Source organism: Paenibacillus sp. SC116 (assembly GCF_024733555.1).
In the GTDB taxonomy this organism is placed as follows: Bacteria; Bacillota; Bacilli; order Paenibacillales; family Paenibacillaceae; genus Paenibacillus_B.
Window position 1 is genome coordinate 1 of sequence record NZ_JANIOF010000003.1, and the last position, 24,820, is coordinate 24,820.

Sequence of the window (24,820 nt, forward strand, 5' to 3'; positions counted from 1 at the left end):
AGGTCGAGGGCTTATCCTAATGAATATACAAGAAGCGTTTTAATCACTTTGCGATCAGTTTTCAAGGTATAACCTTGATTTTCAACTAAGATTCACGTATAATACGGTGGACAAGCCTTAATTAATCCTTATCTATTTATGGGGAGATACCCAAGAGGCCGAAGGGGACGCTTTGCTAAAGCGTTAGGGTGTTACAGCCGCGAGGGTTCGAATCCCTCTCTCTCCGCCAGTGAATTTTAATTGATATAATAATGATATGGCGGTGTAGCTCAGCTGGCTAGAGCGTACGGTTCATACCCGTGAGGTCGGGGGTTCGATCCCCTCCGCCGCTACCATATTACCTTTTTTGAAAAACATGGACGCTTAGCTCAGCTGGGAGAGCATCTGCCTTACAAGCAGAGGGTCGGCGGTTCGATCCCGTCAGCGTCCACCATAATATGCCGGTGTAGCTCAGTTGGTAGAGCGGCTGACTTGTAATCAGTAGGTCGTGGGTTCGACTCCTATCGCCGGCACCATTGTAATACGGAGCTGTGGTGTAGAGGCCTAACATGCCTGCCTGTCACGCAGGAGACCGCGGGTTCGAATCCCGTCAGCTCCGCCATTACATCCCTTATCATAAGGGAAGTGGTGTTTAAGAAAATTGCATATTATGGTTCGGTAGCTCAGTCGGTAGAGCAGAGGACTGAAAATCCTCGTGTCGGCGGTTCGATTCCGTCCCGAACCACCATTGTAAATATGGAGGATTAGCGAAGTGGCCAAACGCATCAGACTGTAAATCTGCTCCCATCCGGGTTCGGTGGTTCGAATCCATCATCCTCCACCATTTACGAGCCATTAGCTCAGTTGGTAGAGCACCTGACTTTTAATCAGGGTGTCGTAGGTTCGAGTCCTACATGGCTCACCAGTTTTATCATTAACAACTTCAGTGAATAACTGAAGTTTTTTTGTGTTTATTTTTAAAATTTTTTATGGTTGTTATTATATTGACTATACATACTAAAAATGTGTCTGTGGGTTTAACCTAAATGGGAAGCGTGAAGATGTATGAATACTGGGTACTTGATATGCTACAATGAAATTAGATATAGATAGAACAGGAAGAATGGGCGGAGTGATCGTATGATGATAGAGAAGCCATCTTTGCAGTTGCATATCGAACGTATACTCGGTAAAACCTTGGAACTGGTGTCTGTCCCAACCTCCGTATGGAGGGAATGGACCCGATCTTCCATTGCAGATATTCATACAATTTCTCCTTCAGGAGTTGTTATGCATCAGAGTGATGATGATTGGTACTTACTTTGGGAGATGGGCAGCGAACAAACTACTTTAATGAAGTTGGAATCCAGTTCATTAAGTATTCAGGAGCAGCAGTGGATTGAGCTTGTTCTCATGGTAGAACATGGTGAAAAGCTTGAGCAAAGTTTGCTAACCGCGAGTGAAGAGCAAGAAGCTCAACAAGTCGGTTCATGGATTTTGTCTTCTATTCATGAGCGAGATTGGAAGGTAGAAATTCCTGAATATATTCCTTGGAATAAAGAGCTTTCAGGTATGATTACGCCGTTCCTTCTTGTTACGGAACATATTCATCGGGAAGGTCCGCGCTATCAACAGCTGAAAAAGTTAGTAGATTCTTATTTTGATGGCCTTACATTTCTTATCCCCTTATCGGAGCAGGAATGGTTGATTCTTGTCCCGTTGGCGCTAACAACTGCGGAATTAGAGGACGATGTTGATAGCGGCGAATCTCAGGAAGAGCTATTAACTTCATATTGCCTAGGGCTGCATGAACTATTAACTGCTGAATGGATCGGCGAAAGCCATATGACTGTGAATTACTCCTTTGTTGGTCAAAAGGGTATTCCTGCTACAGTAGCTCATATGAGGGAAACGATATTTTTAGGACGTACCTTCCATCTAACGGAGCATATCCATTTGCCTTGGGAGCTGCACATAGAGCATCTGGCGTACAGTATTCCTGATCATGTACGAGCTGAATATTTAAAGCGAATTGTGAAGAAGGCCGAAGTTTTCCATGATGCAGAAACGATGGCAACCCTGGAAATGTTTTTTCAACAAAATTGTAGTGTTAGTGAAACTGCAAAGCGTTTATATATTCATCGTAATACGTTGTTGTATCGACTTGATAAAATTAAGCAGGAAACAGGACTCGATATTCGCGCATTCTCAGACGCGGTACTTATAAAGCTTGTACTGTTACTGTATAAGGTGGCTCATTCGCAATAGTTTTGAAGTATGTGTATATACATTTTGTACAAATATGATTTGTAATCGCCTTCATTTTTGTGAATGTATCCAATGAGCGATGGATAGTTAGGGGTACTTTTTTGTGCACGTTGACTATAGTCAACGGCCCGGCTGTGAATTATGATAGTAATATAGTAAGAAACCGATTACATTGACAATCGTAAGGAGGAAATAAACATGGCAGGCGTACGTTTAGAACATGTATATAAAAAATATCCGGGGTCTGATAAGCCGACCGTTATAGATGTTAACCTTGATATTAAGGACAAAGAGTTCCTTGTATTGGTAGGTCCATCCGGTTGTGGTAAGTCCACAACGCTTCGTATGATCGCAGGTCTTGAAGAGATCTCTGAAGGACAACTTTATATCGGTGATAAGCTGGTGAACGATGTTGCACCTAAAGATCGCGATATCGCCATGGTATTCCAATCTTACGCTTTGTATCCACATATGAACGTGTATCAAAACATGGCTTTCGGTCTTAAACTTCGTAAAGTTCCTAAGGACGAGATCGATAAGCAAGTTAAAGAAGCTGCTCGTATTCTTGATATCGAGCATTTGCTAGAGCGTAAGCCAAAAGCTCTTTCCGGTGGTCAGCGTCAACGTGTTGCACTTGGTCGTGCAATCGTTCGTAACCCACAAGTATTCTTGATGGACGAACCACTTTCCAACTTGGATGCGAAACTTCGTGGTCAAATGCGCTCTGAAATTACAAAGTTGGCTAAACGTCTTGAGACGACAGTTATCTATGTAACGCATGACCAAATCGAAGCGATGACAATGGGTGACCGTATCGTTGTTATGAAGGACGGCTTTATTCAACAAGCTGCTTCTCCAGATCAATTGTACAATCATCCGGTGAACTTGTTCGTTGCAGGCTTCATGGGCTCTCCAACAATGAACTTTATCCACGGTAAGCTAAGTGAAGAGTCTGGTGAGATTCGCTTCAAGACTGATGGCTTGAATGTTGTAATCCCTGCGGGCAAAGCACAAGGCTTGAAAGATAAAAACTATATCGGCAAAGAAGTTATTCTTGGTATTCGTCCAGAAGATATTCATGAAGAGCCTGTATTCTTGGAAGCTTCTCCAAACAGTATCTTCACAGCTAATATCGACGTAACAGAGAACTTGGGTCATGAAATGCTATTGTATTTGAAAGGCATTGGCACTGATAATGTTATTGGTCGTGTAGACGGTCGTTCTAATGTTCAAGAAGGCCAAACAGTGAAGTTGGCTATCGATATGAACAAAGTTCATATGTTCGATAAAGAGTCCGAATTGAACGTTTTCGAAAACTAATTATATAAGGTAGAGCCCAAGGTGTGCGAACACTCTGGGCTCTCTTTTAATTGTGCCAATTTAGAGAAATGAAAAATAGAACAGGCGATAAAAGGGAAGACCATACCTGCCAGAGGCTGAATGAAATAGAGGCTGGACTTGTTTAATTAATTATTAGGGATCTTGGATAGTTAATTTAATGAGTTCAAGGAAGAACGTACTGGATTAGAGAAGCCGAAGTTAGCTACTTTATCCCAGTTAATTGACCAAGTCATAACACCACGGAAGCCAGGATAGCCTGTTGGCTTTCTTAATACATAACTACCGCCATAGCTAATGCCTTTTGTAATGTATTTCAAGGCCTTGTCGATATCTGCCGGATTGGTGTAGCCCCCGCCAGCAGCGCTTTGATTGGCAGGAAGCCCAATAGCAACTTGATCTTCACGCAAGGCAGGAAACATATTGTTCGGGTTGTTGCCAATAGGGAAGCCAGCTAGCAGCATCTCAGCCATTGCAACTTGAAAATCTGTTGTGCCTTGGGAATAAGAGCGGCCATCTAAAGCTGTCATGGAACCTGTATTATAGTGCTGCACGTGAATAAAATTCATCCGATCCTTAAATGCATGAATGACAGGCAGATAAGCACCCCATGGACCGCCATAAGCAACTAGGCCTCCTTGGACATACGCTGTCTCAGGAGCCATTGTTAGTTGGAAAGCAGCGCTTTTTGTGGATAGAATTTCTCTTACTGCAGCTATAAGATTGACAATCTTTGGTGTAGTCGGATTTCGGAAGTTGGTATCCCCTCCAGCAAGGGCAAGAGAGCTACCTTCTAGGTCGATATCCAGTCCGTCGAATTTATATTCCGTAATAATCGCATTCATGGTGCGAATGAAGTTTTGCTTGTCTGCTTCTGTATTCAGTTCAACCGTGCCTTCTGCACCGCCGATCGAAATCTGAACTTTCTTTCCTTTTGAGCGGAGTTCAGCAATATCGGCCTTGAATTGTTCTTTAGTGGCATTGTAAGGTGTGAATGCCATTGTGGCGCGATCCCCGATTGGCTCAGCGAACGCTACATTAATCACATCAAAGTTGGGAGAAATGTCTCGTAAGCGAATATTTGTAGAGCCGTTGTTGAAGTTGTGCCAATATCCAACCAGAACTTTGCCTGCTACAGCAGCCGTATCCTTTGTTGTAATAGAAGCGATTGTGCTGTTAGCAGAGCGATTATTTGCTTCATCTACAGCGCGGACGGCAATGGCATAAGTGGTGCTAGCGGCAAGTCCAGTGATCGTAAAAGTCGTTTGCGCAGATGTGCCTGCAACCTGTCCGTTAACGATCACTTCATATTGACTGACGCCAATGTTATCTTGGCTTGCATCCCAGGCAAGACTGATTGTGGAATTTGTGGTATTGGTGCTGCGTAAATTAGTTGGAACGGTAGGCGGTTGATTGTCCACGACTGGCACAGCTGTGCGTACTTGAATCGTGTTGCTATCAGCGGATACATTGCCAGCAGCATCTGCGGCCCTGACGGTGTATGAGTATAGGGTATTAGGGGATAATCCAGTTATTTGATGAGGTGAGCTAGTAGCGGTCCCCACTTGTGTTGTGCCACTGTAAATACGGTATTGCTGTACACCTATATTATCAGTTGAGGCTTGCCAAGCGAGTGTAATCGTTGTGGTTGTTTGCACAGGTGATACGAGTGATGAAGGTGCGGTTGGTGGAGTAGTATCAACAGGTGAATTTGACTGTTTCCATAGGGCGGGTACGTTAGGCGGCTCCCAACCATTTAATGAGGTGTGTGTCTGTGTACATTCGTAATTGACATTTTGATACGTGACGATGGCTCCCTTTTGATAAGCGGTATTAGGCGCCCACGCTGATGCACCGAAAGCCTGAAAAGGGATCAGCAAAACGAAAAGTACAGCGACGAGCATAACAGACAGTGGCCGAATCGATCGGCGATAGATAGATGAATACATAACAAACCTCCTTCGTAAATTGAAATCAGGGAAAAATTCGATAATGATCCCTTCTGTTCGTACAAACAAGGAGTCAGGTTATAATCCCTTTCTCGTGCGCTCACCACCTTTCATTCAGCCCAGGGCATAGATGGATTCGTGATTTGTGATGTTTGATCCTGCAAATATCTGAAAAATAGGGCTTACGTAGGAAGTGTATGTTGGGGTATGCGTTGATTTCAATGCTATTTTCCATTACGATGGTTACATTGACAGCTAATAGTTGCTACTTAAGAAAGCTTGTATGAATTATAAGATAAGATCATACATACCAGATAGGGCTCACAACTTTACCTATTGGGCGAAATGGTTAGTTATACTAAAACAATTTAATTTCTGTGATCAGAAATAAGTATTTCGTTCAAGTTGTATAGATGTTGAGCAGGAGATAAGGAGTGAAAGACGATGGCTAAAAAGGTGAAAGTGTCTGAGCTAGTAGAACAATTCCAAATGGAAGTGCTTGCTGGTGAACAAGGCATGAAGCGCCTTATCACGGTGGATGATTTGCATCGCCCTGGATTGGAAATTGCAGGGTATTTTGATTATCATCCAACTGAGCGTATACAGTTGATGGGCAAAACAGAGCTTACTTTTTTAGAAACGTTATCAGAAGAAACAAGATTAGAACGGTTAAGAAGATTTATATCTCCAGAAATACCGAGTATCATTATTACACGTGGTCTGGATGTGCCAACCGAGCTCGTGCAAATTTGCGAACAGAACGAGGTTCCATTGCTGCGTTCTCCGCTTGCATCAACGACCTTAGTAAGCCGAATTACGAGCTTCCTTGAAAGAAAGTTGGCGCCAACGGCAACGATTCATGGTGTTTTGGTCGACGTCTATGGTGTTGGTATGCTTATTACGGGCGGAAGTGGAATTGGTAAAAGTGAAACAGCGCTTGAGCTGGTGAAGCGCAGTCACCGTCTTGTAGCGGACGATGCAGTAGAAATTCATCAGACATCTGATAATCAGCTGCATGGTACAGCTCCAGATTTGATCCGTCATTTACTAGAAATTCGCGGAATCGGAATTATTAATGTAATGACGCTGTTTGGGGCAGGGGCGGTTCGCAACAACAAGCGGATTAGCGTTGTTATTAGGCTGGAAACATGGCAGCAGGATAAACAATATGATCGTCTCGGGCTAGATGAGGAGACGACACGAATTTTGGATACCGATGTGCCGCTCGTTACGATTCCCGTTCGCCCAGGGCGCAACTTAGCTGTTATTATTGAAGTGGCAGCGATGAATTACCGCTTAAAGCGCATGGGCTACAATGCAGCGCTGCAGTTTACCAACAAACTGACAGAGCAAATTAATGAAGATAGTGATGACTTTGATTGATCGTTTAGGATGAGTATAGTGGTATTAACGAGTATTCATATTTGAAAAGTAATCGAAGTAATGTGTAAGGAACTGAAGCGAGGGAGAGTGAACAATGGATACGATCGCATCAACACTGCTGGATCCAATTGCCTTTAAGCTCGGACCACTTTCGGTATACTGGTATGGCTTAATTTTGGGTTCGGCAGCTCTGGCAGGCTTATTAATTGCTATGCAAGAAGGTAAGAGATTTAAAATTCCTCAAGATTTCTTTATGGATTTACTGCTGATTGGTGTTCCATCGGCCTTGGTCGGTGCAAGAGCCTATTATGTGGCGTTTAAATGGGATGAGTACAAACACGATCCGATCAAAGTATTTGCGATATGGGAAGGCGGTATTGCAATATACGGCGCGTTGATAGGTGCTGTTATATGTGCGATTATTTATGTGCGTCGCAAAGGATATAATTTCTGGCGTATTGCGGATATTTGTGCTCCAGGGCTGTTGCTTGGACAGGCAATTGGACGTTGGGGGAACTTTATGAATCAGGAAGCGTATGGCGGTCCGGTTTCCGAAACGTTCTTACGCGACACCCTGAACTTACCCAACTTTATTGTTAATCAGATGAATGTCCAAGGGACGTTCCACCATCCAACGTTTCTATATGAATCCATATGGAACATCGTAGGTGTACTGCTTATATTGGGTATTCGTCGTCTTCGTTTTGTAAGAGCGGGCGAGATCTTTATTGGTTATTTAATGTGGTACTCAATCGGCCGCTTCTTCATTGAGGGCTTGCGTACGGACAGTCTTGCTTACCAAGGCTCTGAGTGGATGTCTTCAATCATGAATACATTGTGGCAGCCAATGACAGCGATATTCGAGGCTGGTTATCTTGATCCGAACTACGGGAACATCCGTATTTCACAATTGATAGCAGTACTACTTGTTCTCGTCGGTATTGTATTCATTATCTTCCGTCGTGTGACAGGGCGTGCTCAAGCGCGCTATCTTGATCCAATTGTTTCGACGAAGGTAGATGCAGCAACTAGCGCAGTTGCAGACAAGTCAGCAGCTGCAAAGACGGCTCATGCAGTTACAGAAGATAAGGTAAATAAAAAAAAACAAAAAGATGATCAGAAACAATAATGAAAGTGCAAGACGTGTAAGTGAAATAGATGTTTCAGTAGGCTCATCTAATGGGCTCTATTGGAGAGAATATAGCAGCGAAATCAATTGCAGCAATGTAGTAAAAAAGGAGAATGAAGCAGCATGATACGAACAGTTCTGTTTGATTTGGATGGTACGATTATCGATACGAATGAGCTCATTATTGAGACATTTATTGAAATCCTGAAAGATGTCGTACCGGCTCCGTTCAACAGAGAGCATGTCATCCCTAGTATGGGATTGACGCTTGAGCAGCAGCTTCAAATCTTCACGAAGCAGGATGATGTAAGTGACTATGTAACGGCCTATCGAACGTATAACCGTTCTCGTCATGACGAGATGGTCAAACCATTTCCGCATGTAAATGAGGTCGTCCATACACTGGCAGAAGCGGGTATTCAGCTTGGCGTAGTGACGACCAAAGTGCGTGAATCTACTGGCCGTGTGCTTCGCATGTTCGAGTTATGGGACAAGATGGGTACCGTTGTAACCGTACAGGACGTTACGCATGCGAAACCTCATCCTGAGCCGGTCTTAATGGCGATCGAAGCATTGGGAGCTGATCCCGCGACTACGATAATGGTGGGCGATAGCCCTGCTGATATCCAGTCTGCAAATGCAGCGGGAGCCATTTCTTGTGGTGTAGCTTGGTCTTTAAAGGGAGAAGCCGAACTCAGAAAGTACGAACCGCGTCATATCATTCATGACATGCGCGACTTATATGCGCTTGTTGGATTGGAGCGTAACGCAGGTGAGAAACGTTGAGCGTTATCCAGTAGAAGGTCCTAACAGCTTGTGGCATATTTATCGTACGGTTAGTCCGTGGAAGGGCGTTAAGAACTTTATTTTCATTCAATTGGCGAGATATTGCCCTATTTTGCCGCTCAAAAATAGTATTTATCGTCGTATGCTGAGAATGAAGGTTGGTCAGCATTCTGCATTTGGATTAATGGTGATGGTAGATGTATTTTTCCCTGAGCGTATTTATGTAGGTCGCAATTCAATCATCGGATATAATACGACGATATTAGCTCATGAGTATTTGATAAAAGAGTATCGCCTTGGAGACGTACGGATTGGTGACAACGTGATGATTGGTGCCAATTGTACCATTTTACCGGGTGTAACAATTGGTGACAACGCTGTTGTAGCAGCAGGATCCGTTGTCCATAAAGATGTTCTTCCAGGTCAAATGGTTGGAGGCAATCCGATACGGGTGATTCGTGAAGCGGCTGCGCAGGGACTAGAGGCATCCGTTGAACAGAATAAATCCACGGAATTAACAGATAGGACTTCTGCCCAAAAACACACAGTTGAATCAGTATGATACAAAAGGCGTTTGCGTAAGCAAGCGTCTTTTTTGTGCTTTTCATTTATAGTCACATCGTTGATGATGAATAGCTTGGTTATTTTTTCAATATGATAAATAGCAATTATAAAATACACTCGAAATCTAATGATGTATTGTGGTAAATTTTATATATTGCTGAATAAGAGAGAAAATGAGGAAGTTTGAGAAGATGAAGATGAAGTATGTCGTCGCTGTGCTCCTGATCTTTATACTATTGGCTATTGGGTGTACGCCTCCCCTGAAAGCCTACACAGAGTATAACGTTGAGCTCTCTGGCCTAAATCATGCAGCGGGTAAGGCAATACAAAGGGAAGATGAATGGTATATCTCTTCTCGATTACTGCTGCAAGCCTTTGGGATTCAAACGATAAAGACGGATGATGGCGAAATGTTGCGTATGTATACGGCTGATGAAAAGGGATTACAAAGGGTCGAAAAACCTATCTATTATCGGGATGAGGTTGTCGTGTTAATGTATCACCACATTACATCAAAGCCTAGACGATCATGGGTGATTACACCAGGACAATTTGAAGTACAAATTCAAGAAGTGTTGCGAGCAGGATTTGAGTTTATAACGATAGATCAGTACATAGACTACATGCTGCATAATAAGCCGGTTCCACCCAATGCAGTATTATTAACTTTTGATGATGGATATGCTTCGTTTTACACCGATGTGTTTCCCATTTTGAAGAGGTACGGCATCAATGCTACGAATTTCGTTATCGTAAATACGATTGAGAATGACGAAATTGGCAGTGTAAAAAAGCTGACGTGGGAACAAATGCGCGAGATGAAGAAAGCAGGGATGAGCTTTTACAGTCATACATACGATTCTCACAAATATGCTCCAATGAATAAGGAAAGGACAAAGGAGCGTCCTATGCTCATTCGTCCGATGTATCGTGAGGAGTTGAAGCGTGTAGAAACACGCAGTGAATATTTAGCTCGCGTAAAGCAGGATTTGCTTATGGCAGAACAGAAATTGAAGCAAGAACTAGGCAATACAAAAAGCATCATTGCTTTTCCATACGGAGCTTACAATAAGGATGTACTAAACATATGTAAACAGCTTGGTATCGATATATCTTTCACGGTTAAGCCTGGCATTAATAACCGCGAGCAGCGGAATGGATATCGAATTAATGGTGGCGATCAAAAGATTGAGGTAAATGAGTTAATTGAACGGATGGCACATCGTGGGGAAGAACGTGCAGATGACAAGCGGAATATGGTATGGCGGAACAGTGTAAGCCGTGAAAGAATTGTTTTTAAACAATCTCCTATCATACAGAACAATCAGGTGTTTGTTCCGATGAATGAAGTTGTGGATCTGCTAAATATACAACCATCCATCGATCATAAAGGCCGAACGATTACATTGTCGCTGTCATCTGATGATAAGCGTATTTCACGGTAGATAAGATGGGGTCTGACAGATAATTAGCATGGATGAGTTTCTAGTCAATCGGTATATTGAAAAATAAGTACGAGTTATTTAAAAACGTAAGCGAAAAGAATCAATCGATATGGTTGATTCTTTTTTTATAGTAGTGAAATAGATCCGGACTATGGGCTACTAGCAGCACAACGAGAACGGTCGACAATAGGTAAAATTTGTGCTTGGAAAGGATTGACGGTACATAGGGAAAGTGATAAGATTATCGATAATTTCCTTTTGTTTGCTAATAAATTAACTTGGTAGTACATTAACCCACTAAAGGATCGTGGCGACTCAGAGAATGATAGAGATCCAGCCTGAAATCCTGATCAAAGTAGGGATTGAATGAACGGCGGTGAAGCGTATGACGAAGCCTAAAATGTTTGAGAAGCCTTCTGGTGTACGAGATTATTTACCCGAGATGGTGCAGAAGCTGCGCTATATGGAGCAACAAACCCTTCATTGTATGTCACGTTGGGGGTATGCTCAGCTCATTACACCTACGATGGAGTTCTATGATACGGTCGGAACGGCAAGTTCAACATCCGATCATAAATTGTTTAAATTATTAAATCAACGAGGCACGACGATGGTGCTGCGGTCGGACCTGACAGCACCTATTGCACGTGTAGTCTCATCGTTACTGGTAGATGAGCCGCTTCCGATTAGATTGTCTTATCATGCGAATGTATTTCGTTCCATGGAAGAAGAGGCTGGCCGTGAAGCTGAGTTCTATCAAACAGGCGCTGAGCTGATTGGCGATAGTTCTGCTGAAGCAGATGCAGAAGTGATTGCGTTGTCCATTGCTTGCTTGCAATCAATAGGGATCGAGGCATTTCAAGTGGCAATCGGGCATCATGGCTTCTTGCATGCCTTGTTTGAGCATTTGCTGCCTGGCAATGTTGAAGTTCAGCAGTATTTAAAGCAATGTCTGTTGCAGCGGGATGTTGTTGGCTATCGAGAACACATCCAGACGCTGTCTATTGAAGCAGAGCGTATCGAAAAATTGGAAGCTGTGCTTCGACTGCGCGGCAAACGAGATGTTATTGAGCAGGCCCGTCAACTTGTACCTACAGAGCCTGCGGCTCATTCAGCGCTTCATCATCTTGAGCAACTATGGAGCGTGCTGGAGTCTTACGGTGTTGATTCTCATTTAATGCTCGATCTGACAATGGTCGGTGACTTTACTTATTATACAGGGACTATATTTGAGGGGTATGCAGCGGATCTTGGTTCGCCTGTTATGAGCGGGGGGCGCTATGACAATCTCTTGCAGCAATTTGGTCGTCCCGCACCTGCTACTGGATTTGCCATTAAGACGACGAGAATGCTGGATATGATCGAACTGCAAGCGGAGAATGAGGATTTCCCCATTTTAGTACAGTATGACGATAGCCATCGATCTGAAGCGATTGCAGAGGCAATTCGATTACGTAATGAAGGGGCATGTGTTATTACTCGCCGGGTAGAAGGGGAAGAACAACTCGCAGAAGTAGGGCAGCAGAACAAAGAAGCGTTGCATTGGAATGGTCGTCGCTTGAAACGTGTATTGACGTTTGCTGATTGTGTAGTTAGCTAACTTTTCAGGTAAGAAAGGGAGAGCGTTATGAATGATTGGTTGAAGGTAGCGATGCCAAAGGGGCGCATCTACAAACAGGCTTCGACCTTATTTCGCGAAGCGGGGCTGCTCGTACCTGAGGACGAGGATCAGTCTCGTAAGTTGATTATTGATATTCCTGAGGTGAAGATGCAATTCATAATGGCAAAGCCGGTAGATGTACCTACCTATGTAGAATATGGTGCAGCGGATATTGGAATTGTAGGCAAAGATGTGTTGTTAGAAGAAAAACGAGACGTGTACGAGTTGCTTGATTTGGGAATTGCTCGCTGTCGGATGTCCGTAATTGGCCTGCCTGATTGGAAGCCGTTAACGAATCCTCGCGTTGCTACGAAATACCCGAATGTTGCTTCTCAATACTTTCGTGAGCGTGGGCAGCAGGTCGAAGTGATTAAGCTGAATGGCTCCATCGAGTTGGCACCACTTATCGGACTAGCGGATCGGATTGTTGATATGGTGGAGACAGGCAAGACGTTACAAGAAAATGGACTTATTGAGTTAGAAGAAATGTTCGGCATCACAAGTCGACTTATTGCCAATCGAGTCAGCTATCGGATGAAAAACGAAGCGATTCAGCAGTTGTGTGATCGGCTGCAGGTGCATCGCAATGTACAGGTTAAAGGATAGTTTCCGTTATGTTAATGGTTTAAATATAACATTTTGCAATGACTGAGTAGGTATTTGATTAGGCGTCGTCTAGGCAATTCAGCTACTGAAGGTGAACGGGTCGTTACTGTGAAATGGAGCAGGGAGGCCTCTGTTTAAGGGGTTTACATGTGGGGAGGGAAAGAAGGATGCGGATTGTTAAAGCCAGTGAATTCCGGCTGGAGCGGGAAGTAGACTATGGAACAGCAGAGCAAGTGGCAGTTGTAAAGCGAGTTATTCAAGACGTGCGCAAGCACGGCGATGATGGGCTGCTGCGTTATACGGAGCAGTTCGATAAGATGGTGCTTAGTGCAGAGCAGCTACGAGTAAGTGAGGCGGAAATTCAGGCTGCTTACGCTGCGGTCGAGCCTTCGTTCGTTCAGGCCATTCGTGAAGCATCGGCAAACATTCGCACCTTTCACGAAAAGCAGAAAAGAACGTCCTGGATGGATGTTCAACCAGACGGAACGATGCTGGGGCAAATTATTAAGCCGCTGAAGCGTGTCGGTGTTTATGTTCCAGGAGGGAAGGCGGCGTATCCTTCTTCCGTGCTTATGAATGTAATCCCCGCACAGGTTGCCGGGGTAAAGGAGATTGTGATGGTCACCCCGCCGGCTACTGGCGGCGTTGCAGGGATTGACCCCTATATTCGGGTCGCGGCTGCTGAGGCAGGGGTGAAGGAGATGTATCGCGTCGGCGGCGCGCAGGCGATTGCTGCTCTTGCCTATGGCACAGACTCTATCGCTCGAGTCGATAAAATATGCGGCCCCGGTAATATTTACGTCGCGTTGGCGAAGCGAGAAGTATACGGCGCGGTCGATATCGATAGTATGGCAGGGCCTTCGGAAATTGTAGTATTGGCTGACGGCAGTGCCAATGCCGCTTATATAGCGGCTGACCTGCTGTCGCAGGCAGAGCATGATGAAATGTCGTCGGCTGTACTGGTGACGAGCTGTCCAGAGTTGGCAGTGCGTGTACAGGCCGAGGTAATTTCTCAGCTAGCTTCGCTGCCGCGGCAAGCAATTGCTGCACAGTCGATTGAGCAGCACGGCGCGATTATTGTGGTCGACGACTTAGATCAAGGAGTAGACTTCGTAAATGAATTGGCACCCGAGCATTTAGAGATTATGACGGAAGATCCAATGGAATGGATTGGGCGTATTGAGAACGCAGGAGCTATTTTTATTGGGCCATATAGCTCAGAGCCTGTTGGAGATTATTTCGCAGGACCTAACCATATAATCCCTACAAATGGAACTGCGCGCTTCTCCTCGCCTGTAGACGTGGATATGTTCTTGAAGAAATCTAGCTTGATTCGTTACAGCAAAGAAGCACTCTTGCAGCACGGGGAGAAAATTATGACGATTGCTCGTCATGAAGGATTAGAGGCACATGCACGTGCTATTGAAATTCGATTGAAACAGGAGCAATCCGAAAATAAGTCACAGGGGTGAGGGACGATGAGTCAATCTGTATCAGGAGCCGAGACGGTAGAGCGTCAACGTACAGCATCTATTGAACGAGTTACAAATGAGACGGATATTAAGTTGCAATTGGCTGTCGACGGGGACGGTAAAAGTGACTTCAATACAGGTGTACCTTTTTTAAACCATATGCTTGATCTGTTTACGAAACATGGTCAGTTTGATCTTAGTGTGCAAGCAAAAGGTGACATCGAAATTGATGACCACCACACTGTAGAGGACATCGGAATTTGCCTTGGTCAAGCTTTGTTGAAGGCACTTGGTGATAAGCGTGGCATTAAGCGTTATGCTTCGGTATTTGTGCCTATGGATGAAGCGTTGGCTCAAGTTGTAATTGATTTAAGCAATCGTCCACACTTGGAGTATCGTGCGCAGTATCCATCTGCTCAAGTGGGTACGTTTCAGACAGAGCTGGTGCACGAGTTTCTGTGGAAGCTGGCACTGGAGGCGAGAATGACTTTACACGTAATCGTTCATTACGGCCACAATACGCATCATATGATTGAAGCGGTATTCAAAGCGCTTGGACGAGCGCTTGATGAGGCAACCTCTATTGATCCGCGTGTGAAGGGTGTACCTTCCACGAAAGGGGTGCTGTAGCACATGATTGCAATTGTCGACTATGGCATGGGCAACTTGCATAGTGTCAGCAAAGCGATAGAGCGCCTAGGCAGGGAGGCGACCATTGTATCCGAAGCCGAGCAATTGCATAGTGCGACTGGCATTATTTTGCCTGGTGTCGGGGCATTTGGGGACGCGATGGATGCGCTGCAAGCAACGGGTCTAGGTGAGGAGTTGCGTAAACTCGTGCTGCAGGGTAAGCCTTTGCTTGGCATCTGCCTTGGTATGCAATTGCTGTTTGATAGCAGTGAGGAGTATGGTCAGCATAAAGGGCTAGGGCTGCTGCCTGGCAGAGTAGTGAGATTTCCGCAATCCGGCTATAAAGTGCCGCATATGGGCTGGAACTCATTGAACTGGAAAAATCCCGAGCACACTCTTGTGAAAGAGCTGGCTGAGGATTATGTGTACTTTGTACATTCCTATCATGTAGAAGTTGAGGAGCCTTCGGATCTATTGGCTACAACCGAATATGCTGATCGTGAAGTGACTGCCATAGTTGTCCGCGATAATGTGTATGGAATGCAGTTCCATCCTGAAAAGAGCGGGTCGCTCGGTCTAAAGTTGCTGGAACAATTTTTAACGAAAGTTGTAGCTGTGTCTATTTCAAATAAGTAATGGATGAAGTGAGCGAATAGATTAAGAGGCTAAGAGGCGAGGAGGAGCAAAAATGTCTGCTGCATTTACGATTTATCCTGCGATTGATATTCGCGCTGGGAAGTGCGTGCGTCTTGTACAAGGGGATTACGGACAAGAGACGGTTTACAATGAGCATCCGGCTGAAGTGGCGCTAAGATGGAAAGCAGAGGGCGCCTCATGGATTCATTTGGTTGACTTGGACGGAGCTAAGGAAGGTAAGCCGATCAATGATGCAGTTATCGGCGAGATTGCGCAGTCTGTAAATATTCCCGTACAGGTAGGGGGAGGCTTGCGCACGGAAGCAGACGTGGAACGTTTGCTAGAACTTGGTGTCCGTCGAGTTATCCTTGGAACGGCTGCAATCGAGGATCGCGTATTTGTGCAGAGCGTACTGAAACGTTATGGCAGTCAAATTGCAATTGGACTGGATGCGCGCGATGGTTATGTTGCGACACGTGGATGGTTGGAGACTTCTACTGTTCGTGCGGTGGATTTGGCCCAGGAACTTGCTGGCGAAGGAGCAGAAACCTTTATTTTCACAGATATTTCGCGTGATGGCATGATGCAAGGGCCAAATGTCGATGCTATCGTGGAGCTTGCACGTGCATCTGGGCAACAAGTTATTGCATCGGGTGGGGTAAGCAGCTTGACCGATGTTGAGGCACTTGCCGCATTTGCTAATGAAGGTGTGAGCGGCGCAATTATCGGCAAGGCATTATACACAGGTGCGGTGGATTTATCGCAAGCGTTGAAGGTGTAAGTTGTCCAAGATGGATAAGCGATGAATACGAAACATTAATGGAAGTTGCTTGTTAGATAGATGAAGAATTAACCATACAATTGTTGAATTGCTGTTCTTAGAAGGGAGAAGGAGCGGGCGATGTTAGCGAAGCGAATTATACCTTGCCTGGACGTAAAGGACGGTCGTGTTGTAAAGGGCGTTAACTTTGTTCAGCTGCGAGATGCAGGAGATCCAGTACAATTAGCCGCGTTATATGATGCAGAGGGTGCAGATGAGCTTGTTTTTTTAGATATATCAGCCTCTGTAGAGGGTAGAGCGACGATGATTGATGTTGTACGCGAAACAGCAGGAAGTATCTCGATTCCATTCACTGTAGGAGGCGGCATTTCGACGACAGACGATATGATGCGTTTGTTGCGGGCAGGTGCAGATAAGATTGGAATTAATACGGCTGCAGTGCGTAGGCCAGAGCTTATTGCTGAAGGTGCAAAGCGGTTCGGCAGTCAGTGTATCGTTGTGGCAATTGATGCAAGGTTCAATGAGGAATGGCAGGACTGGGAAGTGTACACACATGGCGGACGGACGCCAACTGGAATCCGAGCAATTTCATGGGCGCAGGAGGCTGCTCAGCTCGGAGCCGGAGAACTGCTGTTAACGAGCATGGATGCAGATGGCACGAAGGATGGCTTTGATGTGAAACTTACTCAGGCAGTCTCGCAAGCTGTTACCATTCCGGTTATTGCTTCTGGTGGAGCAGGTGCAGTGGAGCATTTCGATGAAGTGTTAACCTCGGGTGGAGCTGATGCAGCCTTGGCGGCATCTATTTTCCATTACAAGGAGATCTCGATTGCACAAGTGAAAGGACGCTTGCGTGAAAAGGGAGTGACAGTACGATGAAGTTTCAGCATTTAACTTTAATTGAAGATAATGAGGCTTGGGTACAATCCCTTCGTTGGAATGAGCAAGGTCTTCTGCCTGCCATTGTACAAGATGAAGAAACAAAAGCCGTACTGATGATGGCGTACATGAATCGTGAATCGTTGCAGTTGTCATTGGAGCGAGGAGAGACTGTTTTCTGGAGCCGTTCTAGGCAAGAGCTGTGGCATAAAGGAGCTACTTCCGGGAATACGCAGCGTATTGTGGAGCTTGCTGTAGACTGTGATCGTGACACGCTGCTCATCCAAGTAAATCCGAATGGGCCAGCTTGTCATACAGGGACGTATACTTGCTTTGATGAGAACGAACAGAAGGATTCAGGTAAAGAGAAGCAGGCTGCAGACGAGCAGGAAGTACTCGATAAGTTGCAAAAGGTACATGCCCAACCAGTTGTAGCCGATGCTGTTGATGAGGAATCTGTTCATGTTCTAGAACAATTGGCTCTAACGATTGCGGAACGGGAGCGTGAACGTCCAGAAGGAGCATATACGACGTATTTGTTCAATCAAGGACTCGACAAAATATTGAAAAAAATCGGTGAGGAAGCAGCCGAAGTCATTATTGCAGCTAAAAATAATGAGACCAAAGAGCTGACTAGTGAAGTGTGCGATTTGATGTTCCATTTGCTTGTGCTGCTGCAAGATCGTAAAGTGAGCTTCGATAAAGTATTGTCTGAAATATCCCATCGGCATGCCAAGCCTCGTCGTGATACTTATAATGATTTGGGTAAAGTGAAGGAATAAAGAATAAGTTGAGTAAAAGGAAGTAATTATGGTAGTCATTACTTATAAGTTATGTAACAAACACAGACCTCTTGTCGTTCGAAAACGGCTAAAAGTGGATCTGTGTTTTTTTATCTCTAAAATCCTTAAATGACCGATTGCGAAAATATAGGGTAAGGGGGTATAATGATGATAATGATTATAAATTAAAAATAAGTATAAGTAGCATGTGTCAGTTAACTGATAGTCGTTGTCTTGATGAAGTGATGTAAAGGGGGGATGTGCCGTCCTTTCTGTTCCCTTACAGTAATTAAGGGAAATAACTGTCGTTGTGTTATACTGGAGATTGTACTATCCAAATTAACACTAGTTACAGTTAGGAGGTGCCTTGGCGATGGCAGATAATAAGCCACAATCAACCGGAACTGACCTTGTATCTACTGCGAAGATTGTTGCGTTTCCGGTGGATGGCGCAGCGTATGCGGAACGTGGAATGAAGGCGTTAGAGCGGCTGCGTTACGACAAGGCGTTAACATATTTCCGTAAGGCCGTTCAATGTGAACCAAACAACCCTATACATCAATGTAATCTTGCAGGTGTTCTTGCTGAGAGCGGACAATTTGAGGAATCCAATCAAATCCTTGAACATGTCATCTATCATGTTGAGCCTGAAATGACAGATTGTTTTTACTATATGGCAAATAATTGCGCTTATCTGGAGGAGTTTGAACAGGCAGAAGCGTTGCTGCGGCAATATTTGAAGCAAGATCCGTATGGAGCTTACGCGGAGGAAGCAGAAGAGATGCTGCACATGCTGATGAATGATATGAGTCATTCTAATCAGCCTGTACTATCTAAAGCTGAGCGTCTTAAAGGAAAAAAAGCGCAGCTATCTGAATCATTTTCGTCCAAAGAAATGGAAGACGATGTGGTTGAGGAGCAAGAGAACCTCGACTCTGAGAATGAGTCTGAGATCAGCCATGAACGAGCTCGTGCTTTATTAGAAGAAGGCAAGTTCACTGAAGCGGAACGAATGCTGCTTGAAGTTTTGGAGCAGGATCCAGATTATCTAGCGGCTTGGAACAATTTAGCCCTTGCTTATTACTATATGGGGCGCTTTGACGAGGCTGTCAGCACATTGGAAAATGTACTAGAACGAGATAGCGGGAATCTGCATGCACTGTGCAATCTTGTTATTTTTGAAAAACATGCGGGTAATGATGCTCGTGTAGCTGATCTAGTGCAAGTTCTATCTAAGACGGAGCCATTTCATCAAGAGCACGCATTTAAGCTGGCTACAACGATGGGCAGTTTAGGTGAGCATAGCGAAGCTTATCGTCATTTGAAGCGAATCATAGTGAAAGGGGCAGTTAGCGATGCGAGTGTATATCATTACGCAGCAGTAGCAGCATGCCACGTGAATCGTTTTGATGAGGCTGGGCGTTGGTGGGCTACATGTCGAAGATTGGATAATGAATCAGGTGTAGCTGCTTATTATATTGAGCAGTTGCAGCAAGTAGTGGACGGCAAGTTAGAGCCTATGCCAAGCTATCATTATCGTATTCCATATGAGGAAGAAAGACGCCGACAAGAGCAGCAGCTGAAGCGCCAGATGAATACGTTACCGTTCAAGTCGTCAGAGGGATTGCAGCCTGTTGGGCAGGATGATACAGCTGCACTTGAAACAGCTTGGGAGCAGCAGTTGAAGACTGATCCGCTCGTACGTTCCTCCTTGTTCTGGGCGTTGCGCTTTGGTGAAACAGGGACGAAGCTTCAAGCATTGCAGGCGATTCACTTGCTTCATGATGAAGAAGCAAAGGAAGCGCTGCATAACTTGTTGCTTGATCCGGCACAAGAACTATACTTGAAGCAGGTTGCCTTTTATATGCTGCGCAAGATGGGCGTTGAAGGACCGATTCAATTCGAGCTGAAAGGCGAAGAGCTTAGCCAGTCGAACAACCATTTAGCTAATCATCTGCCAGAGTGGAAAGAGGTATGGCAGAAGGTTCTCACAGCTACAGAGTCACACATGCAGGGACGATATAATATATTTATGCTGCATGATGTTGAGACGATGTGGATTGAGTTCCTTACGCAGCTATATCCTGACGTCCCTCGACTTCAAAAAGCGGAAGCGTGGTCTGCAGCCCTAGAGTACCGAGTAGCGAAGCTTTACCAATGCGATGTTACTTTGGAACAATTGGCGGAGCGATATGGGACATCTTCAGCTACAATAAGCAAGCATGTGAAGCGTATGGATGAAGTATGCGAAATGGATACTATGAATGTTACGCAGTAGTTAACTTACGGAGAAATGCAATCTACTGGATCAAGCACATGTATGTGCTCCACATATTGAGCTCTATAAGAATACTATTTTAATAAAAAAACTCTCATAGGAAAGTCATTATGTTTTATAGGAGGAAGTTACAATGGAGAAAAAAATACACAAAGTTGTCGTAATCGGAACAGGTCCTGCTGGTTATACGGCAGCTATCTACTTGGCACGTGCCAACATGGAGCCGCTCGTAATCGAAGGTCCTCAACCAGGCGGACAGTTGACTACAACGACAGATGTAGAGAACTTCCCTGGCTTCCCAGAGGGCATTATGGGTCCAGAATTGATGGACAATATGCGCAAGCAAGCTGAACGTTTCGGGACGACTTTTAAAACAGGCTGGGTTACAGGCGTAGACGTGTCTGAGCGTCCATTTAAGCTGCAAGTTGAAGGAATTGGCGAGATTGTTGCGGAGTCTGTCATTGTAGCGACAGGTGCTTCTGCTAAATATATGAACATTCCTGGCGAGCAGGAGAACTTAGGTAAAGGGGTTAGTGCATGTGCAACATGTGACGGTTTCTTCTTCCGCAATAAAAAGATCGTCGTTGTTGGTGGTGGAGATTCCGCTATGGAAGAAGCTAATTTCTTAACTCGCTTCGGCTCTGGTGTAACATTGGTACACCGTCGTAATGAACTGCGCGCATCTAAAATTATGCAGGATCGTGCTCGTGAAAACAGCAAAATTAGCTGGGATCTCAACGTTACACCAATCGAAGTAGAAGCTACGGGAATGGGTGTCACAGGCCTTCGTGTTAAAGACAACGAGACAGGTGAAGAGCGCGTTATCGAGACAGATGGCCTATTCGTAGCGATTGGTCATAAGCCGAACACGGACTTCTTGCGTGGCCATGTGAATCTTGATGAGAACGGCTATATCGTTGTTACTCCAGGAACGACAGAAACTAGCGTTCCAGGTATTTTTGCTGCAGGCGATGTGTTCGATACGAAGTATCGTCAAGCGATTACGGCTGCGGGAACAGGATGTCAGGCTGCTTTGGATTGCGAGAAGTATCTTGAGGGCAATATGGTACATGACTGGAGCAAAAGCTTGTAATGGCATAACTAGCATTAACAGGTAATATTTATGTTATAGATAGGCTTTTCATTCAGGGATGACAATCAAGTTTAGACGGAGTCATAGTGGCTCCGTCTCTATGCGTTCAGCTAGCGGGTTCTCTTGACCTCACTAGTGGGTTCGCGTATATTGGGTACAGAAGTACCATACGATTATAAATAAAAGGTGGATGACGCATGTCTGAGCAAATCTACGTGGGTGTCGATTTGGGAGGAACGGCAATTAAGGTCGGACTCGTAAGTGCAGAAGGAAATCTATTGCAAGTTTTTGAGGGTCCAACCGAAGTGTCGAAAGGTCCTGAAGCGGTAATCGATAACATCGAGAAATATGTTCGTCATATCGTAGAGGAATCATCCTACGATTGGAGTCAGGTTGCTGGAGTCGGCGCAGGTGTTGCTGGGTTCACGAATGTGAAGGAAGGCGTTATCTTGCTAGCGCCCAATGTAGGATTTAAGGATGTGCCGATTCGTTCCATATTAGAAGAACGCTTGGGCAAGCCTATTAAAATTGACAATGACGCGAATGTAGCGGCATTGGGTGAAGTGTGGAGCGGAGCAGGCAAAGGTATCGATTTCTGCGTGTGTTATACGCTTGGAACAGGTGTAGGCGGCGGAATCATTATCGATGGCAAGATTGTACAGGGATTTAACGGCCTTGCTGGAGAACTTGGACATATGTCGGTTATTCCAGATTTGGAAGCGATTCAATGCGGCTGCGGCAAGATGGGATGCTTGGAGACGGTGTCTTCCGCAACAGGCATTATTCGAATGGCTAAGGATGCAGTTGAACGTGGAGATCGGACATCCTTGTCCTTGCTGGAAGAAGCTATTACAGCAAAAGATGTATTCGATGCTGCTAAAGCAGGAGACGAAGTGGCAATTCGCATCGTAAGTCGTGCTGCTTACTACATTGGCAAATCGATGGCTGCTGTAGCAGTGACATTGAACCCGCAGCGCTTTATTATCGGCGGCGGCGTATCTAAAGCGGGCGAATTCTTATTCGAGCAGATCCGTGAGTCATTTATGAAAATGTCACCTGAGCCTGTTACGCTTGGTGTTACCATCGAAGCAGCTCAACTAGGAAACGATGCAGGAATGATCGGCGCAGCCGGATTGTTTATTCGTTCATAGTGTGTTGTCTTGCAGTTGAATTCGATTTTGCAGGCTATAGGTACGAGTTGAATCAGTTTCGGTTCGTAATCGATTCGGACAAGGAGGGGACGAACGATGAATGAATCAACGGAAACATCTGCGTTAGCGAAGCTAGTCATTATTACCGGCATGTCTGGTGCAGGAAAGACGATCGCAGTGCAGAGCTTAGAAGATTTGGGCTTCTTTTGTGTAGATAATCTGCCCCCTGTCTTAATTCCGAAATTTGCAGAACTTATCGAGCAATCAAAAGGAAAGATTGGTAAGGTTGCACTCGTTATCGACTTGCGCGGACGAGAGTTCTTTACAGCATTATCGGAATCATTAAATCATATTCGTGATCATTATACGATTAGTTGTGAAATCTTATTTTTGGATGCAACCGATGGCGTGCTTGTACGTCGATACAAGGAAAGTCGTCGTCGTCATCCCCTTGCTCCAGATGGTATGCCGCTTGATGGTATTCATCAGGAACGCAAATTACTCGAAGAATTGAAGGGTTGGGCGACGCAAGTCATCGATACTAGCAACTTGAAGCCTGCACAGCTTAAAGAGCGCATTATTTCGCGCTTCAACCATACTAACCAGCAAATTATGCCGATTAACGTAACTTCGTTCGGATTTAAGTATGGAGTGCCAATAGATGCAGACCTCATATTTGACGTGCGATTTTTACCCAATCCTCATTATGTAGATGCTCTTCGCCCTAGAACGGGGCAGGATGCTGAAGTGTACGATTATGTGATGAAATGGCCTGAGACCCAAGCTTTTCTTCAGAAGCTGTTGGATATGCTTAATTTCTTAATTCCACAGTATCAGAAAGAAGGTAAGGGACAAGTAGTCATCGGTATTGGCTGCACAGGCGGCAAACATCGTTCAGTGGCTATAGCCGAGTACTTGGGACGCATGATTGGTTCAAGTGATACGGAAGTCGTACGTGTGAGCCATCGTGACTCTGAGAGGGATCGTCACTAACAGGAGGTCGCTGCGATGACGCATAAGGATGGAGACTTGGAAGAAACGCGCAATCGACCGCGTATTGTCGTTATGGGTGGAGGAACTGGCTTATCCGTCATGCTGCGTGGATTGAAAGAAAAACCACTCGATATTACCGCTATCGTAACGGTAGCTGACGACGGAGGTAGTTCAGGGATTTTACGAAATGAACTGCATATGCCTCCGCCAGGTGATATACGCAGCGTGTTGACGGCACTGGCAGATGTTGAGCCCTCTTTGTCTGAAATGTTAAAGTACCGTTTTCATCAGGGCAGTGGCCTTGCAGGTCATAGCTTAGGTAACTTAATTTTGGCTGCAATGACGGATATTACAGGTGACTTTGTTGCCGGTGTCAGAGAGCTAAGCCGTGTGCTTGCTGTTCGAGGTCGTGTGCTACCTGCTGCCAATCAAGCCGTTTTATTAAAAGCGGAAATGGCAGATGGGACAATTGTAGAAGGCGAGTCCAATATTCCTAAGGTAGGCAAACGCATCAAGCGCGTCTTCATAGAGCCGCACGATGTCCGTGCGCTGCCGGAAGCGGTTCAGGCGTTGAAGGAAGCGGATGCGATTCTGATTGGTCCTGGCAGTCTGTACACAAGTATTATGCCGAATTTACTAGTGCCGGAATTGGCGGAAGCCGTATTGAATTCGCAGGCTGTAAAGTTATTTGTGTGTAATGTGATGACTCAGCCTGGCGAGACCGACAATTACACAGTGGGCGACCATTTGGATGCGATTCAAGAACATATTGGTCATCAGTTATTTGACTATATAATCGTGAACGATGGTGAAATACCGCCTCAAGTACAGGATAAGTATGCTGAGAAAGGCGCTCGCGCTGTTCATTTGGATCTCGAAGAAGTGAAGAGCCGCGGATATCAAGTTATCGCCGATTCTTTAGTGCTATTCCGTACGTATTTGAGACATGATGCGGATAAATTAAGCCACCACATTTATCAACTGGTGGAAAATTGGATGTTACGAAAGAGGTGAATGG

General features: G+C 45.1%; 21 protein-coding genes and 8 tRNA genes. 28 read left to right on the forward strand and 1 reads right to left on the reverse strand.

The window, feature by feature from the left end; translation table 11 throughout:
- The first annotated feature begins 140 nt into the window (after positions 1-140).
- From NQ117_RS14245 to NQ117_RS14290, 10 genes are all read left to right on the forward strand, one after another.
- Positions 141-229 (forward strand) — tRNA-Ser (locus NQ117_RS14245).
- Positions 230-258: 29 nt separating this feature from the next.
- Positions 259-335, forward strand: a tRNA-Met gene (locus tag NQ117_RS14250).
- A 22-nt stretch (positions 336-357) separates the two neighbouring features.
- A tRNA-Val gene (locus NQ117_RS14255) sits at positions 358-433 on the forward strand.
- Positions 434-439: 6 nt separating this feature from the next.
- A tRNA-Thr gene (locus tag NQ117_RS14260) sits at positions 440-515 on the forward strand.
- Between the two features lie 9 nt (positions 516-524).
- A tRNA-Asp gene (locus NQ117_RS14265) sits at positions 525-601 on the forward strand.
- A gap of 50 nt (positions 602-651) precedes the next feature.
- A tRNA-Phe gene (locus NQ117_RS14270) sits at positions 652-727 on the forward strand.
- Positions 728-737: 10 nt separating this feature from the next.
- A tRNA-Tyr gene (locus NQ117_RS14275) sits at positions 738-823 on the forward strand.
- Positions 824-828: 5 nt separating this feature from the next.
- Positions 829-904: transfer RNA gene (locus NQ117_RS14280), tRNA-Lys, on the forward strand.
- 215 nt (positions 905-1,119) lie between these two features.
- A complete protein-coding gene (locus NQ117_RS14285; protein WP_258278714.1) occupies positions 1,120-2,247 on the forward strand; it encodes a PucR family transcriptional regulator in 1,128 nt (375 codons plus the stop codon).
- Between the two features lie 198 nt (positions 2,248-2,445).
- Positions 2,446-3,567 (forward strand): ABC transporter ATP-binding protein, encoded by a 1,122-nt coding sequence (locus NQ117_RS14290; protein WP_258278715.1) that lies wholly within the window; start codon positions 2,446-2,448, stop codon positions 3,565-3,567.
- 170 nt (positions 3,568-3,737) lie between these two features.
- On the opposite strand, the gene NQ117_RS14295 is transcribed toward NQ117_RS14290, so the two are convergent.
- Positions 3,738-5,534, reverse strand: a complete 1,797-nt coding sequence (locus tag NQ117_RS14295) for a carbohydrate-binding protein (protein ID WP_258278716.1) — start codon at positions 5,532-5,534, stop codon at positions 3,738-3,740.
- 444 nt (positions 5,535-5,978) lie between these two features.
- Between NQ117_RS14295 and hprK the strand changes: the two genes are divergently transcribed.
- The 18 genes from hprK to NQ117_RS14385 all read left to right on the forward strand — a co-directional run bounded on the left by hprK (position 5,979) and on the right by NQ117_RS14385 (position 24,816).
- Positions 5,979-6,917 (forward strand): HPr(Ser) kinase/phosphatase, encoded by a 939-nt coding sequence (hprK, locus tag NQ117_RS14300; RefSeq protein ID WP_258278717.1) that lies wholly within the window; start codon positions 5,979-5,981, stop codon positions 6,915-6,917.
- 94 nt (positions 6,918-7,011) lie between these two features.
- Complete coding sequence (gene lgt, locus NQ117_RS14305; RefSeq protein WP_258278718.1) at positions 7,012-8,046, forward strand: prolipoprotein diacylglyceryl transferase; 1,035 nt, start codon at positions 7,012-7,014, stop codon at positions 8,044-8,046.
- Positions 8,047-8,169: 123 nt separating this feature from the next.
- The gene (gene ppaX, locus NQ117_RS14310; protein ID WP_258278719.1) at positions 8,170-8,832 is read left to right on the forward strand and encodes a pyrophosphatase PpaX; all 663 of its coding nucleotides are present in this window, start codon (positions 8,170-8,172) and stop codon (positions 8,830-8,832) included.
- Positions 8,819-9,394, forward strand: coding sequence for an acyltransferase (locus NQ117_RS14315; RefSeq protein ID WP_258278720.1), 576 nt, complete (start codon positions 8,819-8,821; stop codon positions 9,392-9,394). The genes ppaX and NQ117_RS14315 overlap by 14 nt, the downstream gene beginning before the upstream one ends.
- Before the next feature lie 193 nt (positions 9,395-9,587).
- Positions 9,588-10,841 (forward strand): polysaccharide deacetylase family protein, encoded by a 1,254-nt coding sequence (locus NQ117_RS14320; protein WP_258278721.1) that lies wholly within the window; start codon positions 9,588-9,590, stop codon positions 10,839-10,841.
- A gap of 385 nt (positions 10,842-11,226) precedes the next feature.
- Positions 11,227-12,441 carry an ATP phosphoribosyltransferase regulatory subunit gene (locus NQ117_RS14325; RefSeq protein ID WP_258278722.1) on the forward strand — a complete coding sequence of 405 codons (1,215 nt, stop codon included), beginning with the start codon at positions 11,227-11,229 and terminating at the stop codon, positions 12,439-12,441.
- Between the two features lie 27 nt (positions 12,442-12,468).
- Complete coding sequence (gene hisG / locus NQ117_RS14330) at positions 12,469-13,107, forward strand: ATP phosphoribosyltransferase (protein ID WP_144992810.1); 639 nt, start codon at positions 12,469-12,471, stop codon at positions 13,105-13,107.
- 167 nt (positions 13,108-13,274) lie between these two features.
- Positions 13,275-14,579 carry a histidinol dehydrogenase gene (gene hisD / locus NQ117_RS14335; RefSeq protein ID WP_258278723.1) on the forward strand — a complete coding sequence of 435 codons (1,305 nt, stop codon included), beginning with the start codon at positions 13,275-13,277 and terminating at the stop codon, positions 14,577-14,579.
- A 6-nt stretch (positions 14,580-14,585) separates the two neighbouring features.
- A complete protein-coding gene (hisB, locus tag NQ117_RS14340) occupies positions 14,586-15,209 on the forward strand; it encodes an imidazoleglycerol-phosphate dehydratase HisB (protein ID WP_258278724.1) in 624 nt (207 codons plus the stop codon).
- 3 nt (positions 15,210-15,212) lie between these two features.
- Positions 15,213-15,845: an imidazole glycerol phosphate synthase subunit HisH gene (gene hisH / locus NQ117_RS14345; RefSeq protein ID WP_258278725.1), complete on the forward strand. Its 633-nt coding sequence runs from the start codon at positions 15,213-15,215 to the stop codon at positions 15,843-15,845.
- Positions 15,846-15,897: 52 nt separating this feature from the next.
- Positions 15,898-16,626 (forward strand): 1-(5-phosphoribosyl)-5-[(5-phosphoribosylamino)methylideneamino]imidazole-4-carboxamide isomerase, encoded by a 729-nt coding sequence (gene hisA, locus NQ117_RS14350; RefSeq protein ID WP_258278726.1) that lies wholly within the window; start codon positions 15,898-15,900, stop codon positions 16,624-16,626.
- Between the two features lie 120 nt (positions 16,627-16,746).
- The gene (hisF, locus tag NQ117_RS14355) at positions 16,747-17,505 is read left to right on the forward strand and encodes an imidazole glycerol phosphate synthase subunit HisF (RefSeq protein ID WP_258278727.1); all 759 of its coding nucleotides are present in this window, start codon (positions 16,747-16,749) and stop codon (positions 17,503-17,505) included.
- Complete coding sequence (gene hisIE, locus NQ117_RS14360) at positions 17,502-18,287, forward strand: bifunctional phosphoribosyl-AMP cyclohydrolase/phosphoribosyl-ATP diphosphatase HisIE (protein WP_258278728.1); 786 nt, start codon at positions 17,502-17,504, stop codon at positions 18,285-18,287. Before hisF ends, hisIE begins: the two co-directional genes overlap by 4 nt.
- A 373-nt stretch (positions 18,288-18,660) precedes the next feature.
- Positions 18,661-20,565 (forward strand): tetratricopeptide repeat protein, encoded by a 1,905-nt coding sequence (locus NQ117_RS14365; protein WP_258278729.1) that lies wholly within the window; start codon positions 18,661-18,663, stop codon positions 20,563-20,565.
- A 133-nt stretch (positions 20,566-20,698) separates the two neighbouring features.
- The gene (gene trxB, locus NQ117_RS14370; protein WP_375163079.1) at positions 20,699-21,658 is read left to right on the forward strand and encodes a thioredoxin-disulfide reductase; all 960 of its coding nucleotides are present in this window, start codon (positions 20,699-20,701) and stop codon (positions 21,656-21,658) included.
- A 197-nt stretch (positions 21,659-21,855) separates the two neighbouring features.
- Positions 21,856-22,809 (forward strand): ROK family glucokinase, encoded by a 954-nt coding sequence (locus NQ117_RS14375; RefSeq protein ID WP_258278730.1) that lies wholly within the window; start codon positions 21,856-21,858, stop codon positions 22,807-22,809.
- A gap of 96 nt (positions 22,810-22,905) precedes the next feature.
- Positions 22,906-23,802, forward strand: a complete 897-nt coding sequence (gene rapZ, locus NQ117_RS14380; RefSeq protein WP_028594380.1) for an RNase adapter RapZ — start codon at positions 22,906-22,908, stop codon at positions 23,800-23,802.
- A 15-nt stretch (positions 23,803-23,817) separates the two neighbouring features.
- Positions 23,818-24,816: a gluconeogenesis factor YvcK family protein gene (locus tag NQ117_RS14385; RefSeq protein ID WP_258278731.1), complete on the forward strand. Its 999-nt coding sequence runs from the start codon at positions 23,818-23,820 to the stop codon at positions 24,814-24,816.
- The last annotated feature ends 4 nt before the right edge of the window (positions 24,817-24,820 follow it).

Excerpts from the sequence above, each read along its gene's own strand:
- NQ117_RS14285 (WP_258278714.1), top strand. The coding sequence starts at position 1,120 with ATGATGATAGAGAAGCCATCTTTGCAGTTGCATATCGAACGTATACTC.
- NQ117_RS14290 (WP_258278715.1), top strand. The coding sequence starts at position 2,446 with ATGGCAGGCGTACGTTTAGAACATGTATATAAAAAATATCCGGGGTCT.
- NQ117_RS14295 (WP_258278716.1), bottom strand. The coding sequence starts at position 5,534 with ATGTATTCATCTATCTATCGCCGATCGATTCGGCCACTGTCTGTTATG.
- hprK (WP_258278717.1), top strand. The coding sequence starts at position 5,979 with ATGGCTAAAAAGGTGAAAGTGTCTGAGCTAGTAGAACAATTCCAAATG.
- lgt (WP_258278718.1), top strand. The coding sequence starts at position 7,012 with ATGGATACGATCGCATCAACACTGCTGGATCCAATTGCCTTTAAGCTC.
- ppaX (WP_258278719.1), top strand. The coding sequence starts at position 8,170 with ATGATACGAACAGTTCTGTTTGATTTGGATGGTACGATTATCGATACG.
- NQ117_RS14320 (WP_258278721.1), top strand. The coding sequence starts at position 9,588 with ATGAAGATGAAGTATGTCGTCGCTGTGCTCCTGATCTTTATACTATTG.
- NQ117_RS14325 (WP_258278722.1), top strand. The coding sequence starts at position 11,227 with ATGACGAAGCCTAAAATGTTTGAGAAGCCTTCTGGTGTACGAGATTAT.
- hisG (WP_144992810.1), top strand. The coding sequence starts at position 12,469 with ATGAATGATTGGTTGAAGGTAGCGATGCCAAAGGGGCGCATCTACAAA.
- hisD (WP_258278723.1), top strand. The coding sequence starts at position 13,275 with ATGCGGATTGTTAAAGCCAGTGAATTCCGGCTGGAGCGGGAAGTAGAC.
- hisB (WP_258278724.1), top strand. The coding sequence starts at position 14,586 with ATGAGTCAATCTGTATCAGGAGCCGAGACGGTAGAGCGTCAACGTACA.
- hisH (WP_258278725.1), top strand. The coding sequence starts at position 15,213 with ATGATTGCAATTGTCGACTATGGCATGGGCAACTTGCATAGTGTCAGC.
- hisA (WP_258278726.1), top strand. The coding sequence starts at position 15,898 with ATGTCTGCTGCATTTACGATTTATCCTGCGATTGATATTCGCGCTGGG.
- hisF (WP_258278727.1), top strand. The coding sequence starts at position 16,747 with ATGTTAGCGAAGCGAATTATACCTTGCCTGGACGTAAAGGACGGTCGT.
- hisIE (WP_258278728.1), top strand. The coding sequence starts at position 17,502 with ATGAAGTTTCAGCATTTAACTTTAATTGAAGATAATGAGGCTTGGGTA.
- NQ117_RS14365 (WP_258278729.1), top strand. The coding sequence starts at position 18,661 with ATGGCAGATAATAAGCCACAATCAACCGGAACTGACCTTGTATCTACT.
- trxB (WP_375163079.1), top strand. The coding sequence starts at position 20,699 with ATGGAGAAAAAAATACACAAAGTTGTCGTAATCGGAACAGGTCCTGCT.
- NQ117_RS14375 (WP_258278730.1), top strand. The coding sequence starts at position 21,856 with ATGTCTGAGCAAATCTACGTGGGTGTCGATTTGGGAGGAACGGCAATT.
- rapZ (WP_028594380.1), top strand. The coding sequence starts at position 22,906 with ATGAATGAATCAACGGAAACATCTGCGTTAGCGAAGCTAGTCATTATT.
- NQ117_RS14385 (WP_258278731.1), top strand. The coding sequence starts at position 23,818 with ATGACGCATAAGGATGGAGACTTGGAAGAAACGCGCAATCGACCGCGT.